We start from the raw sequence: 25814 nt of genomic DNA, 5'->3' as shown, positions 1-25814 counted from the left end.
TGTTCTGTATTCCGATCTAAAAAAATTTTAAAGCATACTCCAAGGATGTTCATCTGGCTTCATTTTAACTCAGGATGCATAAGTGAAATATTCATTTATACAACAGGCTTTCACTGGCCCCGTGGATATCGTTGGGGATATTCATGGCGAGATTGCAGGACTGGAACAACTGATTCATGTGTTGGGTTATGACCGGCACGGTCGTCATCCTGAGCAGCGTAAACTGATTTTTGTTGGTGATCTGTGTGATCGGGGGCAAGACAGTGTTGCGGTGATTAAACGGGTCAAACAACTGGTAGATGAAGGCTATGCACAATGTGTGATGGGTAATCATGAATTGAACCTGTTGACCGATACTTTTCGGGAAGGCAATGGCTGGTTTTTTGGTTCACCGCATCAGGATGATCTGAAACCTTTTGATTCCATACAGGCTTCAGCCACAGACCATAAGTGGATTCTGGATTTTTTAAATCGCTTGCCGGTGGCGCTCGAGTCTGAGCAGCTGCGTGTGGTACATGCCTGCTGGCATCAGCAATCCATTGATCGATTACGTGATTCTCATTTCAATTCGCTCAGAGAAGCCTATGCTAAATTCGTTGAGCATACAGCGCTGGATTTGCAAGCCTTAGGTATTAATGAATTAATACAGAATGAACAGCAACAATACCAACACCAGTTCAAAGACCCAGCTGCAACTTTACCTTTATTGCAACACCTCGCAGAAAAAGAGCTGCGTGAGCAGATGCATAATCCAATTCGGGTCATCACTTCAGGTGCAGAACAGATCGCGGTGCAACCCATTTACGCCGGTGGCCGATGGCGCATGATCGGTCGTTTGCCATGGTGGGACAGCTATACCGATCAAATTCCAGTGATTACTGGGCATTATTGGCGAAACTTTAAAACTACTGAAGAAAAGGCCGGACTATTTAAATCGATCGATGCATTGCAATGGTATGGACAGCAACAAAATGTATTTTGTGTGGATTATTCAGTGGGTAAACGATATCTCGATCGTCAGCAGCAAGTGGCATTTCGTCACCGGCTGGGCGCTTTAAGATTTCCAGACAATATTCTGATCTTTGAAGATGGCACCCATTACCTGGTTCAAGGGACTTAATCAGATAGAGTCTTCAGAAGTTTTGCTCGGCAATTTGTTGGTATAAAAAAGCAGCCATTCAGGCTGCTATTTTTAGAAGATTGCAAGTTTATTCTGCTTCGATAATTTCATAATCATGGGTAATTTCAACGCCGCCATCCGAAAGCATTTTGCTGGCAGAGCAATACTTTTCTGCAGAAAGTTCTACGGCTTTTGCCACCTGTTTCTCTTTAATGGCTTTGCCTGTCACGACAAAATGTAAGTGAATTTTCGTGAAAACTGCCGGAATTGTATTCGCACGTTCAGCCTTTAACTCACAACGTACATCGCTAATATCCTGACGGGCTTTCTTCAAAATGGTCACAATATCAAAAGATGCACAGCCACCCAGACCGGTTAAAAGGAGTTCCATTGGACGGGGACCACGGTTTTCACCGCCATATTCCGCTGAACCATCCATAATGATGGTATGACCACTTTGAGTTTTTGCTTCAAAAGCAACATTCTCTAACCAATGAACGCTTGTTTGCATTGCAACTACCTAAAAAAAGCTATAAATTTGTCAAGTAACTGTACACTAACATAAATTGGGTTGATACGGAATTTCAATCCCACTGTGTGACAAGTTCACATTAGGTCTTGTGCGATCTATACATTATCCATATTCGGAACCGTAAGCATGACTTCAAACTTTTCACAATTGAGCACAGATGCGCTTTCTCCGGGGCAATTACCAGAATCCGTGAAAGCACTGTTAAAACGTGCATATATTAATCGTTATCCAAAACGTACTACGATTATTGATGCAGGATCAGAATCTAAATCTTTGTATTTGATTTTGAAGGGGTCTGTATCCATCATTCTTCGTGAAGATGATGATCGTGAGATTGTCGTGGCATATTTAAATCCAGGTGACTTTTTTGGGGAAATGGGTTTATTTGAGGTAAATCCACAACGTACTGCAGAAGTTCGTACACGTGATGTGTGTGAAATTGCTGAAATCACCTATGAAAATTTTCATGAAATCAGCAAGCAATATCCTGATCTGAGCTATGCGGTATTTGCTCAGCTGGTACGCCGTCTGAAAAATACCACACGTAAAGTGACTGATCTGGCATTCATTGATGTTTCAGGCCGTATTGCACGTTGCCTGATCGACTTGTCTTCTCAGCCTGAGGCGATGATTTTACCAAATGGCCGTCAGATTCGTATTACCCGTCAGGAAATTGGCCGTATTGTCGGTTGTTCCCGCGAAATGGTCGGCCGTGTACTGAAGACACTTGAAGAACAGGGTATGATTGAAACTGATGGTAAAGCCATTCTGATTTTCGATGTTTCTCTGGAGGAGCCAGAAACGGTCAGTGCCGGTGAGCTCGAAGACGAATAAGTCAAAAATAAAAAAAGCAAATCTTCTGATTTGCTTTTTTTATCCCTACTTTAAAAGCACAAATTCATTCGAACATAACAATTTGGCACAAGCTTTTTAGAAAAGATAATTTAAGTCCCCTTATCATTCCGATAGGCTATAGCGCATGTGATCGCAATAAACGACCGATAAATTTTAAGGATATTTTTTTATGCAGTTCAGACCATTGGCAGATACAGGCATTCTTTTGCCGGAAATTTGTTTGGGCACCATGACATTTGGTGAGCAAAACACACAGGAAGAGGCTTTTCAGCAACTGGATTATGCTTTGGATCAGGGACTGTATTTCTGGGATACTGCTGAAATGTACCCGGTACCGCCAAAACCTGAAACGCAAGGTGCAACCGAGCGTATGATTGGTAACTGGATTGCCTCTCGCGGTGGCCGTGACCAACTTTTTCTGGCCTCAAAAATTGCCGGTCCTTCACAAGGCGGCAGTCATATCCGGGATGGCAGAACCCGTTTCGTTGCAGATGAAATTGCATCAGCGATTGACCAGTCCTTGGCACGTCTGCAAACCGATTATATCGATTTATATCAGCTGCACTGGCCGCAACGTCCAACCAATTTCTTTGGCAAGCTGGGCTATGGTAATGTAGAAGCGGCAGAAGATCGTGCAGTAACAGGTCTGGAAGAAACCTTAACCGCTTTACATCAAGAGATTCAAAAAGGCCGCATTCGTTATATCGGCCTGTCCAATGAAACCCCATGGGGCACCATGAAATTTTTACATCTGGCTGAAAAACTTGGTTTATCTAAGTTTGTCAGTGTGCAAAATCCCTATAGCTTATTGAATCGTACTTATGAAATGGGCATGTCAGAAATTGCCAAATACGAAGGTGTAGGCCTGTTGGCTTATTCACCTTTGGCATTCGGTTATCTGACCGGTAAATTCCGTCATGGTGCGCGTCCTGCCAATGCTCGGGTTACTTTATATTCGCGCTTTAGCCGCTATAGCAATCTGGAAAGTGAATGGGCGACCGAACAATATGCACAACTGGCCGAGCAGCATGGTCTGACTTTGACGCAATTGGCTTTGGCCTTTATCAAACAGCAGTTCTTTGTAACCAGTACTATTATTGGGGCCACCAATCTGGATCAGTTAAAAGAAAATATTCAGGCCTTTGAAATCGATTTATCTGAAGACGTACTGAAAGGTATTGAAGCGATTCACTGTCAGCAGCCAAATCCGGCTCCATAATTTTTATCGTTATTTAGACGCACCCTTGATTGAGGGTGTTTTTTTATTGTTGATTACACGCTTATTTTAATGAAAAAGAGTATGGGAAAGGATCGTCAAATCCGCATAATTAAAACATCATCCATAAAAGATGCTCTTATAAAAATGAATCATGAAACTACTTTGTCCCAAACAAAAGTATGAGCGAAAGCCATACGGAAGTTGCTGAACTAATTTTTCTTTATCAGTGATAAGGCCATTAATCACCTCGAGTATTGATTCAAACTGAACAGAAACTCTCTGAAGTTCTTCATTTGGTAGAAGGGTTAGGACAGCATATGTAAGCCAATTTTGTTTTAAATTATCCCGATACAACTAAATAGCTTAATCAAGATGATGAGTTAGCGCTAGTCTTGGGGTCTCATTAAAAATTCTCTTTCGCTTACTTGAAATATGATTTGACTACACCAATATTATAATTGAAATCTGTATATTTTTAGATAATAAGTTTTTGAAAAATATACAAAAATAATTTGAAATCTGATTAATCGCACCCATATATCCATCAAGTAGAAAATTTGTTGTGAGGAATAACAAAAATGCGTTTTGAGAAATTTACCAATCGCCTGCAGCAAACCCTTTCCGATGCACAATCATTGGCCATGACTAAAGACCATAGCTCGATTGATGGGATTCATATTCTGGCCACCTTGATGGATGAAGCATCCAATGTCAGCTTGCTGCAGCAGGCCGGCGCCAATCTGCGTGAATTGCAAACCAAGCTGCAAACGGCCCTAAGTAATGCAGCAACCCTGAGCAATCCCTCCGCGGATATCAATCTCAGCCCTGAAGCGGCAAAAGTATTACATTTGGCAGACAGCTTCGCGCAAAAAGCCGGAGATGAGTTTCTATCTACAGATTGGGTACTGTTGGCGCTGGCAGAAACAGGTAACACAAAAACCTTATTAAACAGTGTTGGCCTAAAGGCAGAAACCTTAGGCCAGATCATTAATCAATTTCGAGGCGATGAAAAAGTCATGAGCAATAATCATGAAGATCAGCGTGATTCACTGAATAAGTACACCATTGATTTAACTGAACGTGCTTTGGCAGGCAAGCTTGATCCTGTGATTGGCCGTGATGATGAAATCCGTCGTACCATTCAGGTTCTGTCACGCCGCACCAAAAATAACCCGGTACTGATTGGTGAGCCGGGTGTGGGTAAAACGGCAATCGTCGAAGGTCTGGCACAGCGGATTATTAATGGTGAAGTACCTGAAGGACTGAAAGGTAAACGTGTTTTATCGCTGGACCTGGGATCTTTACTGGCCGGTGCCAAATACCGTGGTGAGTTTGAAGAACGCTTAAAAGCCGTTCTGAAAGATATTGCCAAACACGAAGGCGAAATCATCTTATTCATCGATGAGCTGCATACCTTGGTGGGTGCCGGTAAGGGTGATGGTGCGATGGACGCCGGTAACATGCTGAAACCGGCGCTGGCACGTGGCGAGCTGCGCTGTGTCGGTGCGACTACGCTGGATGAATATCGTCAGTATATTGAAAAAGATGCAGCGCTCGAGCGTCGTTTCCAGAAAGTCTTGGTGGATGAACCGAGTGTGGAAGATACCATTGCGATTCTGCGTGGTCTGAAAGACCGCTATGCAACGCATCACGGGGTACAGATTCTGGACTCTGCGATTATTGCTGCAGCGAAAATGTCACATCGTTATATCACCGATCGCCAGTTGCCGGATAAAGCCATCGACCTGATTGATGAAGCAGCATCACGCATTAAAATGGAACTCGATTCCAAACCAGAAGCTTTGGATAAACTGGAGCGCCGTCTGATTCAGTTAAAAATGCAGCTGGAAGCGGTGAAAAAAGATGAAGACTCAGGTGCCAAAGCTGAGATTCAATATCTGTCTGACCAGATCGCCACGGTTGAAAAAGAGTATCAGGACCTAGAAGAAATCTGGCGTGCCGACAAAGCCTTGGTTGCTGGTAATAAAGACATTCAAGTCAAACTGGATCAGGCCCGTATTGCACTGGACAAGGCGCAACGTGAAGGTGATCTGGCTGAAGCAGCACGGTATCAATATGGCGTCATTCCAGAGTTACAAAAACAGCTGGAACGTATTGAAGCAGCTGAAGAAAGTGAAGCACCGAAACTGCTGCGTGACAAAGTCACCGACAATGAAATTGCCGAGGTGGTCAGTGCGGCCACCGGTATTCCTGTGGCGAAAATGTTGCAAGGTGAACGTGACAAACTGCTGCATATGGAAGAGTTCCTGCATAACCGTGTGGTGGGGCAAGAAGAAGCTGTGGTTGCGGTGTCGAATGCAGTGCGCCGTTCACGTGCAGGCCTATCAGATCCGAACCGTCCAAGTGGCTCCTTCCTGTTCCTGGGTCCAACGGGTGTGGGTAAAACAGAATTGACCAAAGCATTAGCAAACTTCTTGTTTGATAGTGACGATGCCATGATTCGTATTGATATGTCTGAATTCATGGAAAAACATTCGGTCAGTCGTTTGGTCGGTGCGCCTCCGGGCTATGTGGGTTATGAAGAAGGCGGGGTGCTGACGGAAGCGGTACGTCGTAAACCCTATAGCGTGATCTTGTTCGATGAAGTCGAAAAAGCGCATCCGGATGTGTTTAACATCTTGCTACAGGTGCTGGATGATGGACGTTTGACTGACTCGCAAGGCCGGGTAGTGGACTTTAAAAACAGCGTGATCGTCATGACGTCGAACCTGGGTTCGCAGGATGTACGTGAACTGGGCGCTAATGCAACACGTGATGAAGTTCGTACAGTAGTAATGAATGCGGTCTCGGAACATTTCCGTCCGGAGTTTATTAACCGTATTGATGAACTGGTGGTCTTCCATGCGCTGGAAAAAGACCAGATTCGCGGTATTGCCGATATCCAGTTGAATCGCTTGCGTCAGCGCCTAGCAGAGCGTGATATGCGTCTGTCGGTAGATGACAGTGCTTTCGATCAGTTAATTGATGCCGGTTTCGATCCGCTGTATGGTGCGCGTCCGTTAAAACGTGCGATCCAGCAACGTATTGAAAATGGCCTGGCTCAAAAAATCCTTGCAGGGGAATTCCAGCCGGGTGATACGATTCTGGTCCAGGCCGAAGCGGGTGATTTAATCTTCGAGAAAATGAAAGTTAGCTAATATTGCCTGTCCTTTTAATTTTCAGAAAACCTAGCTTCGGCTAGGTTTTTTGATGGCTGACAATTCAGGTCATATCAGTAAAAAAATTGCTTAAAAGTGACAGCTATTTTTAATATTTTGTGATGAATATTATGTTTAAGTGATTTATTTGCAAAACAATTATCTTTATTTTTTAAGATTAACTATAATTTATGTTCAATAAAAATAGATAAATTCTGAGCAAAAACTATGTCGAAAATAGTATGGGGTGGAATTGGTGTCGTGGTGTTGGCGGGGGCTGTGAGCACGGGTAATTTATATGCAGATAAGAGCTTGAAAGCGCATTATCAACAAAATTTAAAACCAGCGCCGAACATTAGTGTGCAATATACTGACTACGCTATGGGGGTTCTACAAGGCACGGCCAAGTGGAGCATGAGCATTGTGCCAGACGCGTGTAATGCCAAAGAAAAATTAGTATTTAATGGTCAAGACCAAATTCAGCGTACCTGGAAAGGCTATACCATTCATTCTCAACTCGATTTAGCACAAGGACAGGGCGCATATGCTGAATTTTTTCAGCAACCTTTAAAAGTGACGACGCAAGTCAACTGGTTGGGTGTATCGACCACACAATTACAAACCCCTGTCATCGAAAAAAAAGAAGCAGGTTTATATACCAGAATTGACCCTATACAGATCAAGTTTCAGGCAAAACAGAGTCAGGGACAACATAAAATTTTAAATATGAGTTTTGATGTGCCAGAATTGTCTATTCGTGATCAGTCTGGAAATACACAACTCAAGGGTGTGCATTTTAAAACCAATCAGGCTCTGAATGCGCAGTATTTAGAACCGGGTTATTTCGAGTTCAATATTGTCAAAATGCAGCGCCAGGATGCTAAGGCAGAAGGCTCAGGACAACTGAAAGACCTGAGCTGGCGTATGGATACCCAACTGCATGAGCGTACAGTAGATGTTCAATCAAAATTTAAAATTGCCGAAATGGGCTTAAATAATGTCCCTGCGATGCAAGACTTAGAACTCAATTGGGAGCTCAAAGACTTACAGCGTCAAAAAATGCAGATATTATTTGATATTCTGCAAAAGCAAAATAACTCTTGTCTGGAAGCAGGAAATTTTGAAAAAGATGCGATACAAGCCATGCTGGCGGTGATTAATGATGGCTTCAAGTTTGAATCGAAGCAGAATCAGTTAAAGTTAGGTACAGGCAGTATTCAGGCAGATTTAGTCGGAAAAGTAATGCCAGGCCATCAAACCACCTTGGAAAGCTTGGCAAAAATGTTCCCAAATCTGTTAGAAGTGCAAACCGATATCAGTTTCAATAAACAGGTAGTAAAAACCTTCACTCATCATTATATGCGTGCCGCAGGTAAAAATATGTCCGATCAAGAGCTGGAGCAAATGCTGAGTGCGATGCAAGCTAATCAGCAAATTCAGCGAGATGGTGATGTGTTTAAACTATCCATGCATTATCTGTATGGTGAAAAGAAGTTCTTAACTGCACAATAATTTGTAAGTCGCTTTTTAACAGCGAATCTAAGAAGGAAAAGCCTGTTCAACTGAACAGGCTTTTGTTTTATCGCAAGCTAATACCAGTGATTACACTTTAGGATGGCCGATTTTCCAGGCACGGTGAATCTTCTGGTTACGCTTGAAATCAGGCCCAATGGTTTCTTGAGTAATTTCTTCGACATCATAGAACGCCAGAATTTCTTCATCCATCTCGAAACCACGATAGTTGTTCGAGAAGTACAGGGTACCATCGCTGGTTAAACGGTTCATGGCGCGTTTAAGCAAGGATAGATGGTCGCGCTGTACGTCAAACGTCCCGTAGAATTTTTTCGAGTTTGAGAAAGTGGGTGGATCAATAAAGATCAGCTCATATTGCTCATGACCTTCTTTGAGCCATTCAAAACAGTCAGATGCAAAGAACTGATGTTGTTCATCGGCGTGATCTACGGTTAAACCGTTCAGCACGAAGTTTTCCTTCGACCAGTTCAAATAGGTATTGGAAAGATCGACACTGGTGGTACTTGCAGCACCACCCAAGGCAGCATGTAGGCTCGCCGTAGAGGTATAGCTGTAGAGGTTCAGGAAGTGTTTGCCTTTGGCCTCACGGGCAATACGCAAACGCATTTGACGATGATCCAGGAACAGACCGGTATCCAGATAATCGGTCAGGTTAACCAGAATCTTGGCCTTACCTTCCTGTACGATAAAACGCTTCGATGCGGTACTTTGTTTGGTGTACTGGTTTTTACCTTCCTGACGTGCGCGGGTCTTGATAAAGATCGCATCACGGCCCAGACCGGTCACAGCGCGAATGGCTTGCAGTGCCAGGTTAAAGCGTTTCTTGGCTTTTTCAGGGTCAATCGTTTTAGGTGGAGCATATTCTTGCACATGCAGGCGCTCACCATACAGATCCACCGCGACATTAAAGTCTGGTAAATCGGCATCATACAGACGTAAACAGTGTACGCCTTCTTTGACTGCCCATTTTTTCAGGGCTTGCATATTTTTGGTCAGACGGTTGGCAAACTCCATCGCACCTTCGATTGGTTCGAATTGTTGCGGCTGCCAACCTTCCAGAAACGGACGCACCACAGCCGCAGGTTTAACCGTACCAAAGCGGATATAGATCGGCAATTTACCATTCATCAAACGCAGGATTTGCGGATCATTAAAGGCCAGCACGTCAGCCTGTTCGACTTGAGAGGCAATCACCGCCGCTTTTTGATTCGGGAAATTCTTTTGCAGTAAAGCCGATAAACCAAGATATAAAGAACGGTTCTGCGCTTTATCACCGAGACGCTCACCATAAGGCGGGTTGGTTACGAAGAAGACTTTCTTGCCTTCAGCCTGAAAATCCGGCCAGTCATTTAAAGTACGCTCTTCGATCATGATATTGTCGAGAGCAGCTTCAAAACCTGCCGCGATGATATTTTGACGTGTCGCTTTTACAGCTTCCCAGTCTGCATCGAAGGCATAGAATTGCGGTAATGGATTTTCCATTGCCGCTTGGTGGCGTTCAGCTGCTTCAGCTTTAATGCCCATCCAGAGTTCATGGTCATGGCCATTCCAGCCATTAAAACCGAAACGACGCACCAGACCCGGCGCACGGTCGGTCAGGATCATCAGTGATTCAATGATAAAGGTACCTGAACCACACATTGGATCGACAATGATGTCCGGATTAATCTGTTTAAGCTGACCTTTTTGCAAAATTGCAGCAGCCAGATTTTCCTTGATTGGTGCATCGGTCATAAAGTGGCGATAACCACGTTTATGTAATGAGTCGCCGGACAAGTCCAGACAATAGGTATGTTCTTTCTTCCCAGCCAGAATATACATGGTAATTTCTGGCTGTTTGGTATCGATACTTGGGCGTTTACCCACAGCTTCCATGAAGGAATCTACGACACCATCTTTGGCACGCAAAGTTGCGAACTGGGTATTGACCTTGATGTCACGCTCGACATGCAAGCGAATCGCAAAGGTACTTTGTGGTGCAAAAATGAGCGACCAGTCAAAGCTGATTGCACCTTCATATAGCTCTTCTGCCACATCACGGGCATCGTGAGAAAATTCAATTTCATGGGTATGAATTGGCATGAGCACACGTGAAGCCAGACGTGACCACATACAAATCCGATAAGCATTTTCCAGACTGCCTTTAAAGATTAAACGACCGGGAAAACGCTCAATATTCTGAACACCTAAGCCTTGTAGTTCTTCTTCTAATAAGGTTTCCAGACCATCGGCACAGGTGACCCAATAATTGCTTAAACGTGGAGAGGTATTCATATAATAGAGAGACCAAAAAAGATAAATAAAAAACTGCGCCAAGTTTACCGTATTTTTATATTGAAAGCTTTTTAAATTCTCTGAAAGGCCTTGCCGTGTACGAGTGAAAAATAATATTCACATGATAAATTGATGAACTGGTACGCATTTTGCTCTATACACAGCAAATCAGGCAGTCAGTCGGAGGAGAGCGATGGCTGCCTGATTTTTCAATTTTATAATGGGGGTTAAAATGTTAGAGAATCAGTTACGCAACCATGACGCTTTTTCAGTGGCCACTTTAATTTATACACGTTTGAGACGTGTGTCAGGCCGGGTCGTGGATGCGCTTTATCTGGCAGAAAATCTGGACTATGCGCGGCATGTGATTGAGCTGGTAGAACAGACCCAAGATCCAGAGTTGCAGCGTTTAATCGAGCGTTTAAAACAGGTTTGGGATCTGCCTGTGGTTCGGCAGCAACAGTTTGAAAAATCTGCACATCTGCCACAGCAGGAGAAATTGGTCTCGGTTGAACCCGATCAGGACGATATTTACCGTGCACAGGTTGCACATCATTATATCGGTGCGCTGCGATAAAACGATGGGTGTGAATGTGCCAGACTGAAGCACCCATAATTTTGTACTGAAAGTCAGCAGGATGGAAAATGGTTAAATTATCTTATTGAAAAAATACATAGGAATTTCAATTTCTATTTTTATTATCGAGGTGGTTTTTGTACAAGTAGTCACATTGCCAACTACTCAGACTGGCCAATCTCTGTATAATATGTTGACTTAACGCATAAGGAATCTCTCATGCACTTGGCGGCATTGCATACACCGAGCCAGATTCAACTCAATAAAGAAGGTAATCTAAAACACTTCTTGACCATCGAAGGTCTTTCCAAAGAAACCCTGACAAAAATATTGGACACTGCGCAGTCCTTTTTTAATGACCAAAATCAGCTCATTACCAATAATTTGCTGGAAGGCAAAACGGTGATGAACCTGTTTTTCGAGAACTCTACCCGTACCCGCACTACTTTTGAAGCCGCTGCCAAGCGCCTTTCTGCCAACGTTCTGAATATCGATATTGCCCGTTCGAGTACCTCTAAAGGTGAAACCTTGCGTGACACCTTATGGAACCTTGAAGCGATGGCCGCCGATATTTTCGTGGTGCGTCATTCATCTTCAGGTGCGGCGCATTTTATTGCCAAAGATGTCTGCCCAACAGTGGCGATTATTAATGCCGGTGATGGCCGTCATGCGCATCCAACCCAGGCGATGCTGGACATGCTCACCATTCGCCGGGAAACCCATAAAAAATTTGAAGAGATGTCGATTGCCATTATTGGCGATATCAAACATTCACGTGTCGCGCGTTCAGATGTAGCGGCTTTGCAAACCTTAGGCTGCGAAGATATTCGGGTGATTGCACCAAATACCTTGCTGCCATACGGTTTTGAAGAATATGGTGATGGTATTCGTCTATTTAACAACATGGAAGATGGCATCAAAGATTGCGACGTGATCATTACCCTGCGTATTCAAAATGAGCGGATTGATTCTCCGGCACTGGCATCGCAAGCTGAATTCTACAAGATGTATGGCCTGAACAAAGAACGTTTAGCGATGGCAAAACCGGATTGTATCGTGATGCATCCGGGTCCAATGAACCGTGGGGTGGAGATTGACTCCAGTATTGCCGATGGACCGCAGTCGGTGATTCTGAATCAGGTGACCAATGGTATTGCGGTACGTATGGCGGTGTTGGCTTTGTCAATGCAAGGCCAGCTTCAGGAACAGGGTTTGATTGCAGCGATTGCGGGTTAAGGAATAAGTCATGACTATTGTAAAAATTGAAAATGTTCGTGTGCTCGATCCGATCCAAAACACTGATTCTGTTCAGACCGTGTATCTGGAAAATGGTAAGTTCGTTGCGGAAACGGCTGCTGTTTCTGAAACGATTGATGGTCAGGGCAAATGGTTGATGCCCACCATGGTCGATCTGTGTGCACGTTTACGGGAACCGGGTCAGCAACAACATGGCACCTTAAAATCTGAAGGTAAAGCAGCACGTGAAAATGGGATTTTGCACGTGTTTACACCACCAGATTCAAAGCCGATCGTGCAGGACAATGGCGCACTGATTCATGGTCTGGTTGAGAAAGCCATGCTGGACGGTGGTATTTATCTTGAAGTGATTGGTGCTCAAACCCAAGGCTTGCAAGGCCAGCAACCTGCCAATATGGCCGGTTTGAAAAAAGGCGGATGTACTGCGGTGTCCAATGCCAGTGCGCCTTTTGTCAATGATGACGTGGTACTACGTACCCTGGAATATGCTGCAGGTTTAGATCTGACTGTGGTGTTCTATGCAGAAGAGCCGCAAATTGCCAAAGATGGCTGTGTACATGAAGGCTTTATTGCCTCGCGTCAAGGCTTGCCGATGATTCCAGCACTTGCTGAAACCGTGGCAATTGCCAAATACCTGTTAATGATTGAAGTGACCAAAGTTCGTGCGCATTTCGGTTTATTATCTTGTGGTGCGTCAGTAGAGCTAATCCGGATTGCCAAAGAAAAAGGCTTGCCTGTCACCTGTGATGTGGCCATGCACCAATTACATCTGACCGATGCCTTAATTGACGGTTTTAATTCGCTGGCACATGTACGTCCGCCACTGCGTGCTGAACAAGACAAAGAATTGCTACGCCAAGGAGTAAAATCTGGGGTGATTGATGCGATTTGTACCCATCATGAACCGCTGAGCAGCTCTGCGAAAATGGCACCATTTGCTGAAACCCAGCCTGGCTTTAGCGCTTTTGATACTTATGTACCTTTTGGGATTCAACTGGTCAATGAAGGTTTGTTTACACCACTGGAATGGGTAGAAAAAGTGACTTTGGCTCCGGCACGTGTTGCACAAATGGCAGATCGCTGGACAAAAGAGGCGGGTTGGGTGCTGGTAGATCCAGAGCTAGAATGGACGCTGAACAAAGAAAGCATCGTGTCGCAAGGTAAAAATACACCGCTGATCAATCAAAAAGTGCGAGCTAAAGTTTTAAAAACGTTCCTCGCTTAATAGATCCAGCTTTTATAAAAGTCAGCTTCGGCTGGCTTTTTTTGTTTTTGAATTCTGTGTCAGTAAAATGAGTACTCAACAAAAACAGTGAAACTTTATGATATTCATACAATTATTTACATTTTCAAAAAACTGGCATCGTTACACTGATTGAATATTAAACATTAGAAAAATCAAAAGAATGGTGACAATATGAATGTAGATCTGATGGAACGCTTAAAAAGCGATGTTACAGCGATTGTGCTACAAGGCGAAACCGAACATCTATTTGCCAAAGATCAGGCACTGAGTCAGTTCTATCCCATATTCTTAAGTATATTGCGTGCACGTCCTGCATGGATTGAAAGTTTAAGCCAGCAACTCAATCCAAAAATCCATGAACTGTTTAATGGAAATTCGGCACTCAAGCAGCAGTTTCTGGATCAACTTGATCAGAGCGCACCACAAGATCAAATAGAGCAAACCCTGAATCGGGCCATTGTACCGACCCTCAATTTTTTACAGACCGAAGCCGGTGCTTCAAGTCCAGAAGCGATTAGTCATTTGCTGGAAACCCACGCCGAATCGATCCAGCGTGCATTACCTGTTTGGGTCGGATCAATTTTAGCGGCATTAGGTGTTTCTCCATTGGCAGGGCAGCATTTGAATCAGGCGCCTGAACTAGAACCAGAATATACTGTTGTGGTACAGCAACAGAAAAAAAGCGGTTTTTTATGGCCGTTTATTATTTTTCTGATTCTGGCAGCTTTAATCCTGTTTTTTGTTCGTAGCTGTATGCAGGATGATGCTGAGGATTCGGCAAACACCCAAACGACCCGTGAAATTGCCGCAGCCCAACCGGCTTCTTTACAGTTGAGTACCGGCACTAATGGTGAAATTATCAGTTGTCAGTTACAGCTGAATAATCCCCAATATATGCAAATTTTGCAAACCGAGATTAAACAGATCTTTAATTATAATATTGGTTGTGGGGCGCTCAGCAGTGAGGTTTATCATTCGGAATTTATTGATCAGGATAGCATTCCTTCCGTTTTGAAACTGATTCAAGGCATGCCAAATGTCTCACTAGACTGGATTGGTAATCAGGTTGCTATACGTGCAGCGAGTAATGCAGAAGCAGAACGTCTGGCAACACAAATTCGTAATCTGGCCAAAAATGTCACTGTTGTGACTCAACAGCCGGTCAATAGGAGTGAGGCGATTCAGGCTGCCAATAGCGAGGCAGAACAAGCCTTGGCCAGTATCAAGACCGATAATGTTAAAGCGCTGGATGTGGCGACTGCACTGAATTTACAGATCATTAATTTTGATACGGCATCGACTGAAGTTCCCGAGGTCAATAAATTGGTGCTGGATCAGGCTGCCGCATTATTGCAGCGCGCACCGCATGTTATTCTCAAGGTCAAAGGACATACCGATGCGCAAGGAAGTGAGGCCGAGAATAAAGTGCTGTCTGTGCAACGCGCGCAAGCAATTGTGGGTTATCTGATTGAAAAGGGGGTCAATCCTGCACAGTTACAGGCAGTTGGCATGGGAGAGGATCAGCCGGTTGAACCCAATGCCACACCTGCCGGACAGTTTCAGAATCGTCGCGTGACCTTTGAGGTCGTGAATACCGAAACGGGAATTGTACGTGAAGTAGATGATGAAGGTGTAGTTGAGAAGACAGGAAATTAAGAGAGCGGCCTAAATAAAAAAGGACGAATTTTCGTCCTTTTTTATTATCTTAAATTAAGAAAATACCGGCGGGCTATAAGTCAATGTCCGACCAAGGAACCACAGCAGGAACAGTACCAAAGGCAAATGGAAAATCAGCTGGGTCACCGTAAATCCAATCACATCTTTGGCTTTTAATTTCAGGATACCCAACATCGGAAGCATAAAGAATGGATTAATCAGATTCGGCAAGGCTTCTGCCGCATTATAAATCTGTACCGACCAGCCCAGATGCACTTTCAGGTCATGCGCAGCCTGCATCACATAGGGCGCTTCGATAATCCATTTCCCTCCGCCAGAAGGAATAAAGAAACCCAGAATCGCCGAGTATAAGCCCATCACAATGGCAAAGGTTTCCTGCGAGGCAATGGAAACAAAGAACTCGGCAATGTAATGTGACAATGACAGATCGGCCGGGTTTAGCGCATTGGTCATCATAAAGGCAATACTGCCATACAGCGGAAACTGGATCAGTACCCCAGAAATGGCGGGTACGGCTTTGGATACCGCATTCAGGAAATTTCGCGGTGTACCGTGTAAGGCCACGCCCAAAATCAGGAAGATAAAGTTATAGGTATTTAAGCTGGAAATGGCCAGAATCGGATTGCTTTTGGAAAATTCGTTAAACATCCAGACTGCGCCCAGAATCACAATCAGAATGCTTAAAATGGGTGAATTTTCCAGCCAATCCCCCGGTCTTTTTTCGGCAGATACTTCCGGTTTTTCTTCTTCAATCTGAATCGGAAAGTGCTCAATGGTTTTAATGTCAGACCCTTTAGGTGCTGACCAGTAAGCAATCGCAATTGAAGCTACAATCAGTACCGCCGTCATGATCATGGATTGCGGCAGGAAAATGGTTTCGGTAAATGGAATCACGCCCGTTAGATTATAAATCGGTTCAGGCAGACTGCTTTTATTGGCCTGTAACTGTGCAGCTGAAGAACTGATCCCCAGTGCCCAGGTCGCACCCATCCCGATAATCGCGGCAGCCGCAGCAGCGCGGTAATCCATGTTAAGCTCTTTACGCTGTGCCAGTGCAATCACTAGGAGTGCAGTCAGTACAGTACTCATGGCCCAATTAATCAGAGAAATTAACAGGCTGACCGTGGCGACCAGGACAATCGCACCACGACCGGAATGTGGCAGGCGCGCCATTTTCTGGATCAGAAGCTGGACAGGCTTAGATACGGAAACCACATAACCGACCACGATCAGCATGCACATCTGCAAGGTAAAGGGAATCAGGCTCCAGAAGCCGTCTCCAAAGGAAATCGCGACATCCTGTGCGGGTGCACCAATTCCGATGGCGGCAATCGCCACAATGATGACGCCAAGCAGGGCAAAAATATAAGAATCCGGAAACCATTTTTCAGACCAGTCGCTGACGCGCAAGGCGAAGCGCTGCAAAATATTTTGTTGAGTTTGCATGATTAAAATCCATTTATTCTGCGATTATTATTTTGAAATGAAACAGCTATATATAAAAAAGCCCTTAAGATGCTTCATTCTTAAGGGCTGGCTGGATCAGGCAGCGTTACGTAGTAGCGCTACCCCCGTGACTTTTTGAATCTCTTCAAAACTTACCTCTGGTGCCAGTTCAACCAGTCGAATTCCATCAGGAGTAACATCCAGTACACCGAGATCGGTAATAATCCGGTTCACCACAGCCTGGCCGGTCAGCGGCAGACTACATTCTGGAACTATCTTAGGTGTACCATCTTTGGCGCAGTGTTCCATCAAGACCACGACCTTTTGTACACCCGCGACCAGATCCATGGCACCGCCCATGCCTTTGACCTTTTTGCCTGGAATCATCCAGTTGGCCAGATCACCAGTTTCGGACACTTCCATAGCACCCAGAATGGCAATATTGACATGACCGCCACGGATCATGGCAAAGGAGTCGGCACTTGAGAAAAATGAAGCACCTTTACGCGCGGTAACCGTCTGTTTACCGGCATTGATCAGGTCGGCATCCACTGTCTCCTCGGTTGGAAATTCGCCAATCCCCAGCAGGCCATTTTCCGACTGCAGCCAGACATTGATATTTTCCGGAATATAGTTCGCGACTAGCGTCGGCAGGCCAATCCCTAGATTGACGTAGAAACCATCTTCAAGCTCTTGTGCCGCGCGCTGCGCCATTTCATTACGTGTCCAAGCCATGATCAAGCCTCCGCCTTTAAAGTCATCTGTTCAATACGTTTTTCCGGTTGAGCATTCAGGACTATCCGGTTCACATAAATTCCCGGAAGATGGATTTCGTCCGGATCTAGCACGCCAATTTCGACAATCTCTTCGACTTCAGCAATGGTAATTTTGCCGGCCATGGCACAGACCGGATTAAAGTTCTGGGCGGTTTTACGGAAAATCAGGTTGCCGGCTTTATCGGCCTTATAGGCTTTAACCAGAGCAACATCAGCTGTTAAAGATTCTTCCAGAATGTAAGACTTGCCATTAAATTCACGGACATCCTTACCTTCAGCGATCACGGTTCCGACACCCGTCGCCGTATAAAAAGCCGGAATACCGGCACCGCCAGCACGTAATTTTTCTGCCAGTGTACCCTGTGGGGTCAGTTCAACTTCCAGTTCGCCATTCAAATATTGACGTTCGAATTCCTTGTTTTCACCGACATAAGAGGAGATCATTTTTTTAATCTGTTTTGTTTCCAGTAAAAGCCCCAGACCGAAGCCGTCTACACCGGCATTATTGGAAATACAGGTCAAATTTTTGGCACCAGTTTCTTTTAGGGCCGTGATCAAAGCTTCTGGAATACCACATAGGCCGAAACCACCGACAGCCAGAGTATGACCATCTTGCACCACATCCTTTAAGGCGGATTGAGCGCCGTCATAAACCTTGTTTGACATCTCGTCACCTCTATTGTTATTACAGCAGACTTAAATCTGCTGTTTATATCCTTATGGGTTGCTTAAGTTTATTTTGCTCAAGCATGATTATTGTTAAGCACAGGCTTTTTGCCAGTAGGCATTGGCATAATTGGATGGATTATTGCGCTGCAAGACTTCACTGATATTACGACTGGCCTGCATCAGTGCATCCAGCTGAATACCGGTTTCAAAGCCCATATTCGAGAGCAGGTAATACAGGTCTTCGGTCGAGACATTGCCAGATGCACCTTGGGCATAAGGACAGCCACCCAGTCCAGCAATGGAGGAGTCAAAGACCCGAATGCCTTGCAACAGTGACTGATAAATATTGGCAATCGCCATGCCGTAGGTATTATGGAAATGACCGGCCAGCACTTTGGCATCAAGTTCAGCCAAACAAGCTTCCCAGACGTATTTAACCCGGTCTGGGGTGGCCGTGCCAATGGTTTCACCCAACGACACTTCATAGCAGCCCATCTCCAGCAAACGCTGCGTGACTTTCACCACCTGCTTGGGATCAATCGCACCTTCATAAGGACAGTCCACCATACAGGAGACATAACCGCGTACCTTGATGTCATTGGCTTTGGCGGCTGACATCACATCGGCAAACTTCTCAAAACTTTCATCAATCGAGCAGTTGATGTTTTTGCGGGTAAAGCTTTCAGAAGCAGCGGTAAATACTGCCACTTCCTTGCAACCCACAGCCAGTGCCGATTCAAAACCTTTCAGATTTGGGGTCAGCAGACTGAACTGAATATTTGGATCTTGAGGTAGGCTGGCAAAGAGCACATCACTGTCTGCCATTTGCGGTACCCATTTGGCTGAAACGCAGGAACCAACTTCGATGGACTGCAGACCGGTTTTCATCAGGTCCACAATCAGGTTTTTCCGGTCATCCAATGTCAAAGGTGTTTTTTCATTTTGCAGGCCATCGCGTGGCCCGACTTCTACGATTTTGACAAAATCCGTCATGCCACTTCCTCCGCCAGTGGCTGGAACTCAATCAGTTCATCACCGGCTTTGACCTGATCACCTTTCTGGAAATATGAACTGGCGATGATGCCGTCATGTGGTGCACGAATCGAGTATTCAATTTTCATCGCTTCCAGCGTCATCAAGACATCGTCTTTTTTGACCTTGTCATTGGCAGCGACCAGTACTTGCGTGATCACACCTGGCATTGGTGCAGTGAGGTTGTTTTCTGTCCCTTGATCATCATGCTGATCATAATCCGGCTGGATAGACTCGAATTTATGTGTCTGACCATTCTGGAACAGGGTAATGCCATGTTCAGTCTGGCTAAAGGCCAGTTTTTGCTGTTTGCCTGCCAGTTGCAAAGCTAAAGTATGTGCATCAATCAACTGACCTTGTAGCTGAATCTGCTGACCATTATAAGTGGCGATAAAACCTTGCTCTTGCGTACTGAACTGAACTTTAAGCATAATGCCATTGCGTTGTAATTGCACTGTATATGCATTTTGCTGATTCAGGCGCCAGAAAGCGTGTTGTTGCCAGACTGAGTTATTCGCAACCGGGTTTTGAGCTTGGCGTGATAATAATTCGATGAATGCAGCACTAACGATCAGTTCAGCATTGATCTCAGTCGAAGGTTTTAATAAGAACTCTTCTTCACGTTGAATCAGGCCGGTATCCAGATGGGCATTTTTAAACGAATCACACAGCACCAAACGGTCGAGGAATGCAATATTATTGCCCAAACCATCCACATGGAAATGGCCCAGGGCATGATGCATTTGCGTTAAAGCAGCTTCGCGGTTTTTGCCCCAGACAATCAGTTTGGCAATCATCGGATCATAATAGGTGCTGATTTCATCACCTTCGACAATGCCACTATCCACACGTACACAGTCATTTTGCTCTGGATAGTGTAAATAGCTGATCTGGCCAATCGCAGGAATAAAGCCTTTCTCTGGTTCTTCGGCATAGACACGTGCTTCCAGTGCATGCCCGTGGATCTGTAATTCATGCTGCTGTTTGGGTAAAGGCTCACCAAAAGCTACGCGCAGTTGCCATTCCACCAGATCCTGACCTGTAATCATTTCAGTGACCGGGTGCTCAACCTGCAAACGGGTATTCATTTCCATGAAATAGGCAGTACCATCTTGCTCGACGATAAACTCTACCGTACCGGCACCGACATAATCGACCGCACGTGCGGCATCAATCGCGGCCTGGCGCATCGCTTCAAGTTTGTCTTCTGGCATTTTTGGTGCAGGCGCTTCTTCAAGGACTTTTTGATGACGACGTTGTACCGAGCAATCACGTTCAAATAAATGCACATAATTGCCGTGGGTATCGCCAAAAACCTGTACTTCAATATGACGTGGCTGAATCACATAGCGTTCAATTAGCACATCTTCATTGCCAAAACTGGAACGCGCTTCGCTTTTACATGAAGCCAGCGAACTCAGAAAATCTTCACTGCGCTCGACCAGACGCATGCCTTTACCGCCACCGCCAGCACTGGCTTTGATTAGCACCGGATAGCCGATGCTGTCAGCCTGCTGTTTCAGGAAGTCGGCATCCTGATTGCTACCGTGATAGCCCGGGGTTAAAGGCACACCAGCTTTTTCCATCAACGCTTTAGAGGTGGCTTTGAGACCCATCGCCAAAATGGCATCGACAGGCGGGCCAATAAAGACAATATTATTGTCCTGACAGGCCAGGGCAAACTGGTCATTTTCCGACAAAAAGCCATAACCTGGGTGAATTGCTTGCGCACCGGTGTTTTTGGCCGCCTGAATAATACGTTCGATCTGTAAATAGCTTTGTGCTGCTGGCGATTCACCAATATAGATCGCTTCATCCGCCAGTTTGACATGCTGTGCCTGTGCATCGGCATCGGAGTATACGGCAACGGTGGCAATACCGAGTTTTTTTGCTGTACGAATCACACGGCAGGCAATTTCACCACGGTTGGCAATTAAAATCTTTTCAAACATCGTAGCATCCTTCTTGTTGTTATGCCGTGGTCTTGATCCAGGCCGGGCTTTGTTTGTTTAAAAATGCATTCAGTCCATTTTTCGCCTCATCTCCCTGGCGAATATGGGCAATATGCTGTGCTGTTTTAAGAAGTAAATCTTCGGTCAAAACCTGTTGGTCGACCAGTTGAATCAGTTGTTTTGAGGAATTTTGTGCAGCAGGGCCACCGAGTAACAGGGCTTCCACAATTTCATCAATTTTGCTGTCGAGCTGTTCCGGTGGAGTGACTTCATGCGCCAGTCCAATGGTTTTGGCCTGTTCCGCAGAAATTCGCTCGGCGGTCAGGAAATAACGTGAAGCCTGACGCGCACCAATCGCACGAATCACATACGGGCTGATGGTCGAAGGTGCCAGACCTAGGCGTACTTCAGAGGTGGCAAACTTGGCATCGGTACTGGCCACGCAAATATCACAAGCTGATGCCAGACCCATACCACCGCCAAAAGCAATGCCATGCACCCGGGCGATGGTTGGCTGCTTTAAAGTCGCTAGGCTTTGCAGCATTTTCGCCAGTTTTAATGCATCTGCTTCGTTGTCTGCTTGAGAAGCCTGACCGGCCTGTTTCATCCAGTTCAGATCGGCACCAGCCGAAAAGCTTTTGCCGCGCCCTGCCAGAATCACCACACGTACATCATCACGGCTATTTAAAGACTGGAAGCAGCGATACAATTCTTCAATGACCTGAGTATTAAAGGCATTGTGCAGTTCAGCGCGATTAATCCAGACTGTTGCCACTTGATTTTGCTGTTCGAGCTGTAAAAATTGATATGTCATTTTTTTCACCTCTTACATGCGGAACACGCCAAACTTGGTCGGCTGGATTGGCGCATTCAGTGCCGCAGCTAAACTAAGACCTAACACTTCACGCGATTGCGCTGGATCAATGACACCGTCATCCCATAAACGTGCAGAGGCATAATAAGGATGACCTTGGCGTTCGTACTGATCACGAATTGGCTGTTTAAACTGGTCTTCTTCTTCCGCAGACCAGTTAGCGCCTTTGGCTTCAATCTGATCACGTTTTAAGGTCGACAATACGCTGGAGGCCTGTTCACCGCCCATCACTGAAATACGTGAGTTGGGCCAGGTCCACATAAAGCGTGGTGAATAGGCGCGGCCACACATACCATAGTTGCCGGCACCAAATGAGCCGCCAATCACCATGGTCAGTTTAGGCACATTGGCATTGGCCACAGCCATCACCAGTTTGGCGCCATTTTTGGCAATGCCTTCATTTTCATACTGGCGGCCAACCATAAAGCCAGTGATATTCTGGATAAATAGCAGGGGAATATTGCGCTGACAGCACAGCTCAATAAAATGTGCACCTTTTTGTGCTGACTCGGAAAACAGAATGCCGTTATTGGCAATAATCCCGACTGGCATACCGTATAGGCTGGCAAATCCGGTAATCAAGGTAGTACCAAATCGAGCCTTGAATTCATCAAAACGCGAACCATCGACAATCCGGGCAATCACTTCACGGACATCAAAAGGTTTACGCGAATCTGTTGGCACGATACCGTATAGCTCTGAAGCATCAAACAAAGGCGCTTCCACATGTTCAGGCAACGGATTTGGTTTTTTATTTAAATTGGCCACAATATTGCGGGCAATTTCCAGGGCATGCTGGTCATTTTCAGCCAGATGATCGGCTACACCGGAGAGGCGGGTATGCACATCACCACCACCAAGGTCTTCACTGGAAACAACTTCACCGGTTGCAGCTTTGACCAGTGGCGGGCCACCGAGGAAAATGGTTCCCTGATTGCGTACAATAATAGTTTCATCCGACATGGCAGGCACATAGGCACCACCCGCCGTACAACTGCCCATCACCACAGCAATCTGGGCAATGCCTTGGCTCGACATACGCGCCTGATTATAGAAAATACGTCCGAAGTGATCACGATCCGGGAAGACTTCATCTTGTAGCGGCAAATAGGCACCGCCAGAATCGACCAGATAAATACAGGTCAAATGATTCTGCTCGGCAATTTCCTGAGCACGCAAATGTTTTTTTACGGTCAGTGGATAATAAGTGCCCCCTTTAACAGTCGCATCATTGGCAATGATCATGCAGGTTACGCCATTGACCTGACCAACGCCAGCGACCACGCCCGCAGCAGGCACATCGTCCTGATAGACCTGATAGGCAGCCAGTTGTCCAATTTCAATAAATGCCGTGCCAGGATCAATCAGATGATCAATACGTTCTCTGGCTAGTAATTTACCGCGATCCAAATGTTTTTGACGGGCAGTTTCACCCCCACCCAAGGCAATTTTTTGGACTTTCTGTTTCAGGTCTTCGACCAGATTTTGCATCGCCGTCTGGTTGTTTTTAAATTCGTCGCTGCGAATATGAATTTTGCTCTTTAATTGATTCATGCCGAACATCCTTGTCTATTCTTGTGATTTATTTTTTAGGCAGTTTCATTAAACAGTTCGCGGCCAATCAGCATGCGGCGAATTTCTGAGGTGCCTGCGCCAATTTCATACAGTTTGGCATCGCGCCATAGACGTCCCGCAGCAAACTCGTTGATATAACCGTTGCCACCCAAGGTTTGAATGGTTTCGCCCGCCATCCAGGTGGCTTTTTCAGCTGCATATAAAATCGCACTGGCGGCATCTTTACGCAGGCTACGGCTATGCTCTGCCTTGTCACATTCTGCGCCAACTGCATAGACCAGGGCTTTACAGGCCAGCCAGGTGGAATACATGTCAGCAATTTTGCCCTGCATCAACTGGAATTCACCCAGCGCCTGACCAAACTGTTTACGATCATGAATATACGGAATCACGGTATCCATACAGGCATCCATAATGCCGAGTGGGCCTGCACTTAAAACAGCACGTTCATAGTCCAGACCGCTCATCAGCACTTTGGTGCCATTGCCGACACCGCCGAGCACGTTTTCTTTTGGCACTGCGACATTGTCAAAAAATAGTGGATAAGTGTTTGAGCCACGCATGCCGAGTTTGTCTAGGTGCGTACCGTGACTAAACCCCGGCATATTTTTTTCAACCAGAAAAGCGGTCATGCCTTTGGCACCGGCTTGTAAATCGGTTTTTGCGTAGACCACCAGTACATCGGCATCGCCGCCATTGGTGATCCACATTTTCGAACCATTCAGCAGGTAATGATCACCTTTGTCTTCCGCTTTGAGTTTCATGCTGACCACATCGGATCCGGCATTGGGTTCGGACATGGCCAAGGCACCGACATAATCACCAGATACCAGTTTGGGCAGATAGCGCTGCTTTTGTTCTTCGCTGCCATTACGCTTAATCTGGTTTACACATAGGTTAGAATGTGCGCCATAGGACAAACCAATCGATGCTGAAGCACGGGAAATTTCCTGCATGGCAATGATGTGCGCCAGATAACCGAAATTTGAACCGCCATATTCCTCACTGACCGTCAGACCGAGCAGGCCCATCTCGCCAAATTTTTTCCAAAGGTGAGCAGGGAATTCATTGTCACGGTCCACTTGTTGAGCAATTGGAGCAATTTCCTTGGCGCAAAATGCAGCCACTGAATCACGAAGTGCAATAAGTGTTTCGTCCAAACCGAAATCCAAGCTTTGTAAATTCATTGTTCATCCATCCTGTGGTTCTATTTGTTGTATCCAAAAAAGCATTTTTGTTGTGCTTGTTATTTAACATACATCGAAAATTTAAAAAAGTGAATCAATATTCACAAAATGATTTACAATTCATTTTATCTTGTTGAGATTAATTTTATGAGTTATAAAAGATCATCATTGATGCAGGAACGAATGGAGCAAAATCGCTTGGCGATCTTGCAATCTGCTCGTGAGCTGATTACTCAAGGGGGCTTTAAAGAGGCGTCGATTCAGGCGATTGCAGAACGTGCAGGCGTTTCTACAGGCTTGGTGTATCGATATTTCGAAAACAAGAATCAGATTTTGATTCAGGTTTTGTCAGAAGCAATTCGGCTTGAGATTGAGATTTTAAATCACATTGCTGCCTCGGATTTATCGCCAAAACAGAAATTGCAAAAATCTGTTACAACTTTTGTGAAGCGAGCCATGAACAGCCCCCAGTTGGCGTATTCGCTGATGTTCGAACCGGTCGATCCGGAAATGGAACATGAGCGTTTTCACAGTAAACAGCTAATCAAGCAAAGCATTAAGGAAATTTTGGCTGAAGGAAAAGTCAATGGCGAGTTTGAATTTGAAGATTTAAATACCGCAGCGCTGGGTGTGGTTGGTTCCATGACCTTTGTGGTAATTGAACCTTTGAATCCATCTCGGAATATCAGGTTTGATCAAAATTATAAGGATCACTTTGTCAAACAGATTGCCGATTTTTGTGTCAACGCAGTACGTCGACAGGAGGGAGTAGCAGGAGCATAAAACACAAAAAACAGGCAGGAAGACAGGGTTGTCGTGGTCAAAAAACAATTAATAGAGTTGAAAATCAGAATT

General features: G+C 45.3%; 20 protein-coding genes. 10 read left to right on the top strand and 10 right to left on the bottom strand.

Annotated elements, in window-relative coordinates:
- Positions 1-82: 82 nt before the first annotated feature.
- Positions 83-1120 (top strand): metallophosphoesterase, encoded by a 1038-nt coding sequence (locus KT990_RS02895; RefSeq protein ID WP_218209138.1) that lies wholly within the window; start codon positions 83-85, stop codon positions 1118-1120.
- Positions 1121-1208: 88 nt separating this feature from the next.
- On the opposite strand, the gene KT990_RS02890 is transcribed toward KT990_RS02895, so the two are convergent.
- The gene (locus KT990_RS02890; RefSeq protein WP_218209137.1) at positions 1209-1631 is read right to left on the bottom strand and encodes an OsmC family protein; all 423 of its coding nucleotides are present in this window, start codon (positions 1629-1631) and stop codon (positions 1209-1211) included.
- A gap of 147 nt (positions 1632-1778) precedes the next feature.
- Between KT990_RS02890 and crp the strand changes: the two genes are divergently transcribed.
- The 4 genes from crp (at position 1779) to KT990_RS02870 (ending at position 8396) form a co-directional block, all read left to right on the top strand.
- On the top strand, positions 1779-2486 hold the full coding sequence (crp, locus tag KT990_RS02885) for a cAMP-activated global transcriptional regulator CRP (protein WP_005171629.1): 708 nt from the start codon (positions 1779-1781) through the stop codon (positions 2484-2486).
- Between the two features lie 190 nt (positions 2487-2676).
- On the top strand, positions 2677-3726 hold the full coding sequence (locus tag KT990_RS02880) for an NADP(H)-dependent aldo-keto reductase (RefSeq protein ID WP_218209136.1): 1050 nt from the start codon (positions 2677-2679) through the stop codon (positions 3724-3726).
- Between the two features lie 578 nt (positions 3727-4304).
- Positions 4305-6884 carry an ATP-dependent chaperone ClpB gene (clpB, locus tag KT990_RS02875; protein ID WP_159137943.1) on the top strand — a complete coding sequence of 860 codons (2580 nt, stop codon included), beginning with the start codon at positions 4305-4307 and terminating at the stop codon, positions 6882-6884.
- 228 nt (positions 6885-7112) lie between these two features.
- Positions 7113-8396, top strand: coding sequence for a DUF945 family protein (locus KT990_RS02870; RefSeq protein ID WP_218209135.1), 1284 nt, complete (start codon positions 7113-7115; stop codon positions 8394-8396).
- Between the two features lie 90 nt (positions 8397-8486).
- On the opposite strand, the gene rlmKL is transcribed toward KT990_RS02870, so the two are convergent.
- On the bottom strand, positions 8487-10691 hold the full coding sequence (gene rlmKL, locus KT990_RS02865; protein ID WP_005096529.1) for a bifunctional 23S rRNA (guanine(2069)-N(7))-methyltransferase RlmK/23S rRNA (guanine(2445)-N(2))-methyltransferase RlmL: 2205 nt from the start codon (positions 10689-10691) through the stop codon (positions 8487-8489).
- A 232-nt stretch (positions 10692-10923) separates the two neighbouring features.
- Between rlmKL and KT990_RS02860 the strand changes: the two genes are divergently transcribed.
- From KT990_RS02860 to KT990_RS02845, 4 genes are all read left to right on the top strand, one after another.
- Positions 10924-11268: a hypothetical protein gene (locus KT990_RS02860; protein WP_005096530.1), complete on the top strand. Its 345-nt coding sequence runs from the start codon at positions 10924-10926 to the stop codon at positions 11266-11268.
- Positions 11269-11487: 219 nt separating this feature from the next.
- The gene (locus tag KT990_RS02855) at positions 11488-12504 is read left to right on the top strand and encodes an aspartate carbamoyltransferase catalytic subunit (protein WP_005171612.1); all 1017 of its coding nucleotides are present in this window, start codon (positions 11488-11490) and stop codon (positions 12502-12504) included.
- Between the two features lie 10 nt (positions 12505-12514).
- Complete coding sequence (locus tag KT990_RS02850; protein WP_218209134.1) at positions 12515-13750, top strand: dihydroorotase; 1236 nt, start codon at positions 12515-12517, stop codon at positions 13748-13750.
- Between the two features lie 192 nt (positions 13751-13942).
- Positions 13943-15427 (top strand): OmpA family protein, encoded by a 1485-nt coding sequence (locus KT990_RS02845; protein ID WP_218209133.1) that lies wholly within the window; start codon positions 13943-13945, stop codon positions 15425-15427.
- 54 nt (positions 15428-15481) lie between these two features.
- Here the strand turns inward: KT990_RS02845 and KT990_RS02840 are convergent, their stop codons facing one another.
- The 8 genes from KT990_RS02840 to KT990_RS02805 form a co-directional block, all read right to left on the bottom strand.
- Positions 15482-16894 carry a short-chain fatty acid transporter gene (locus tag KT990_RS02840; protein WP_004646585.1) on the bottom strand — a complete coding sequence of 471 codons (1413 nt, stop codon included), beginning with the start codon at positions 16892-16894 and terminating at the stop codon, positions 15482-15484.
- A 96-nt stretch (positions 16895-16990) separates the two neighbouring features.
- Positions 16991-17629, bottom strand: a complete 639-nt coding sequence (locus tag KT990_RS02835) for a CoA transferase subunit B (RefSeq protein WP_004646586.1) — start codon at positions 17627-17629, stop codon at positions 16991-16993.
- Between the two features lie 2 nt (positions 17630-17631).
- Positions 17632-18336, bottom strand: a complete 705-nt coding sequence (locus tag KT990_RS02830; protein WP_213687121.1) for a CoA transferase subunit A — start codon at positions 18334-18336, stop codon at positions 17632-17634.
- Between the two features lie 93 nt (positions 18337-18429).
- Complete coding sequence (locus KT990_RS02825) at positions 18430-19332, bottom strand: hydroxymethylglutaryl-CoA lyase (RefSeq protein ID WP_004729990.1); 903 nt, start codon at positions 19330-19332, stop codon at positions 18430-18432.
- The gene (locus tag KT990_RS02820) at positions 19329-21323 is read right to left on the bottom strand and encodes an acetyl/propionyl/methylcrotonyl-CoA carboxylase subunit alpha (protein ID WP_218209132.1); all 1995 of its coding nucleotides are present in this window, start codon (positions 21321-21323) and stop codon (positions 19329-19331) included. Before KT990_RS02820 ends, KT990_RS02825 begins: the two co-directional genes overlap by 4 nt.
- A 19-nt stretch (positions 21324-21342) precedes the next feature.
- Entirely contained in the window at positions 21343-22137 is a 795-nt protein-coding gene (locus KT990_RS02815; RefSeq protein WP_074382975.1) for an enoyl-CoA hydratase/isomerase family protein, read from the bottom strand.
- A 12-nt stretch (positions 22138-22149) separates the two neighbouring features.
- The gene (locus tag KT990_RS02810) at positions 22150-23751 is read right to left on the bottom strand and encodes a carboxyl transferase domain-containing protein (protein WP_218209131.1); all 1602 of its coding nucleotides are present in this window, start codon (positions 23749-23751) and stop codon (positions 22150-22152) included.
- Between the two features lie 35 nt (positions 23752-23786).
- Complete coding sequence (locus KT990_RS02805) at positions 23787-24959, bottom strand: isovaleryl-CoA dehydrogenase (RefSeq protein ID WP_005096545.1); 1173 nt, start codon at positions 24957-24959, stop codon at positions 23787-23789.
- A gap of 147 nt (positions 24960-25106) precedes the next feature.
- On the opposite strand from KT990_RS02805, the gene KT990_RS02800 reads away from it, so the two are divergent.
- Positions 25107-25742 (top strand): TetR/AcrR family transcriptional regulator, encoded by a 636-nt coding sequence (locus KT990_RS02800; RefSeq protein ID WP_035337915.1) that lies wholly within the window; start codon positions 25107-25109, stop codon positions 25740-25742.
- Positions 25743-25814: the final 72 nt, after the last annotated feature.

This window comes from Acinetobacter sp. F9 (genome assembly GCF_019195275.1).
Classification (GTDB): domain Bacteria; phylum Pseudomonadota; class Gammaproteobacteria; order Pseudomonadales; family Moraxellaceae; genus Acinetobacter; species Acinetobacter pseudolwoffii.
This window is presented reverse-complemented; position numbering and strand designations above follow the sequence as displayed.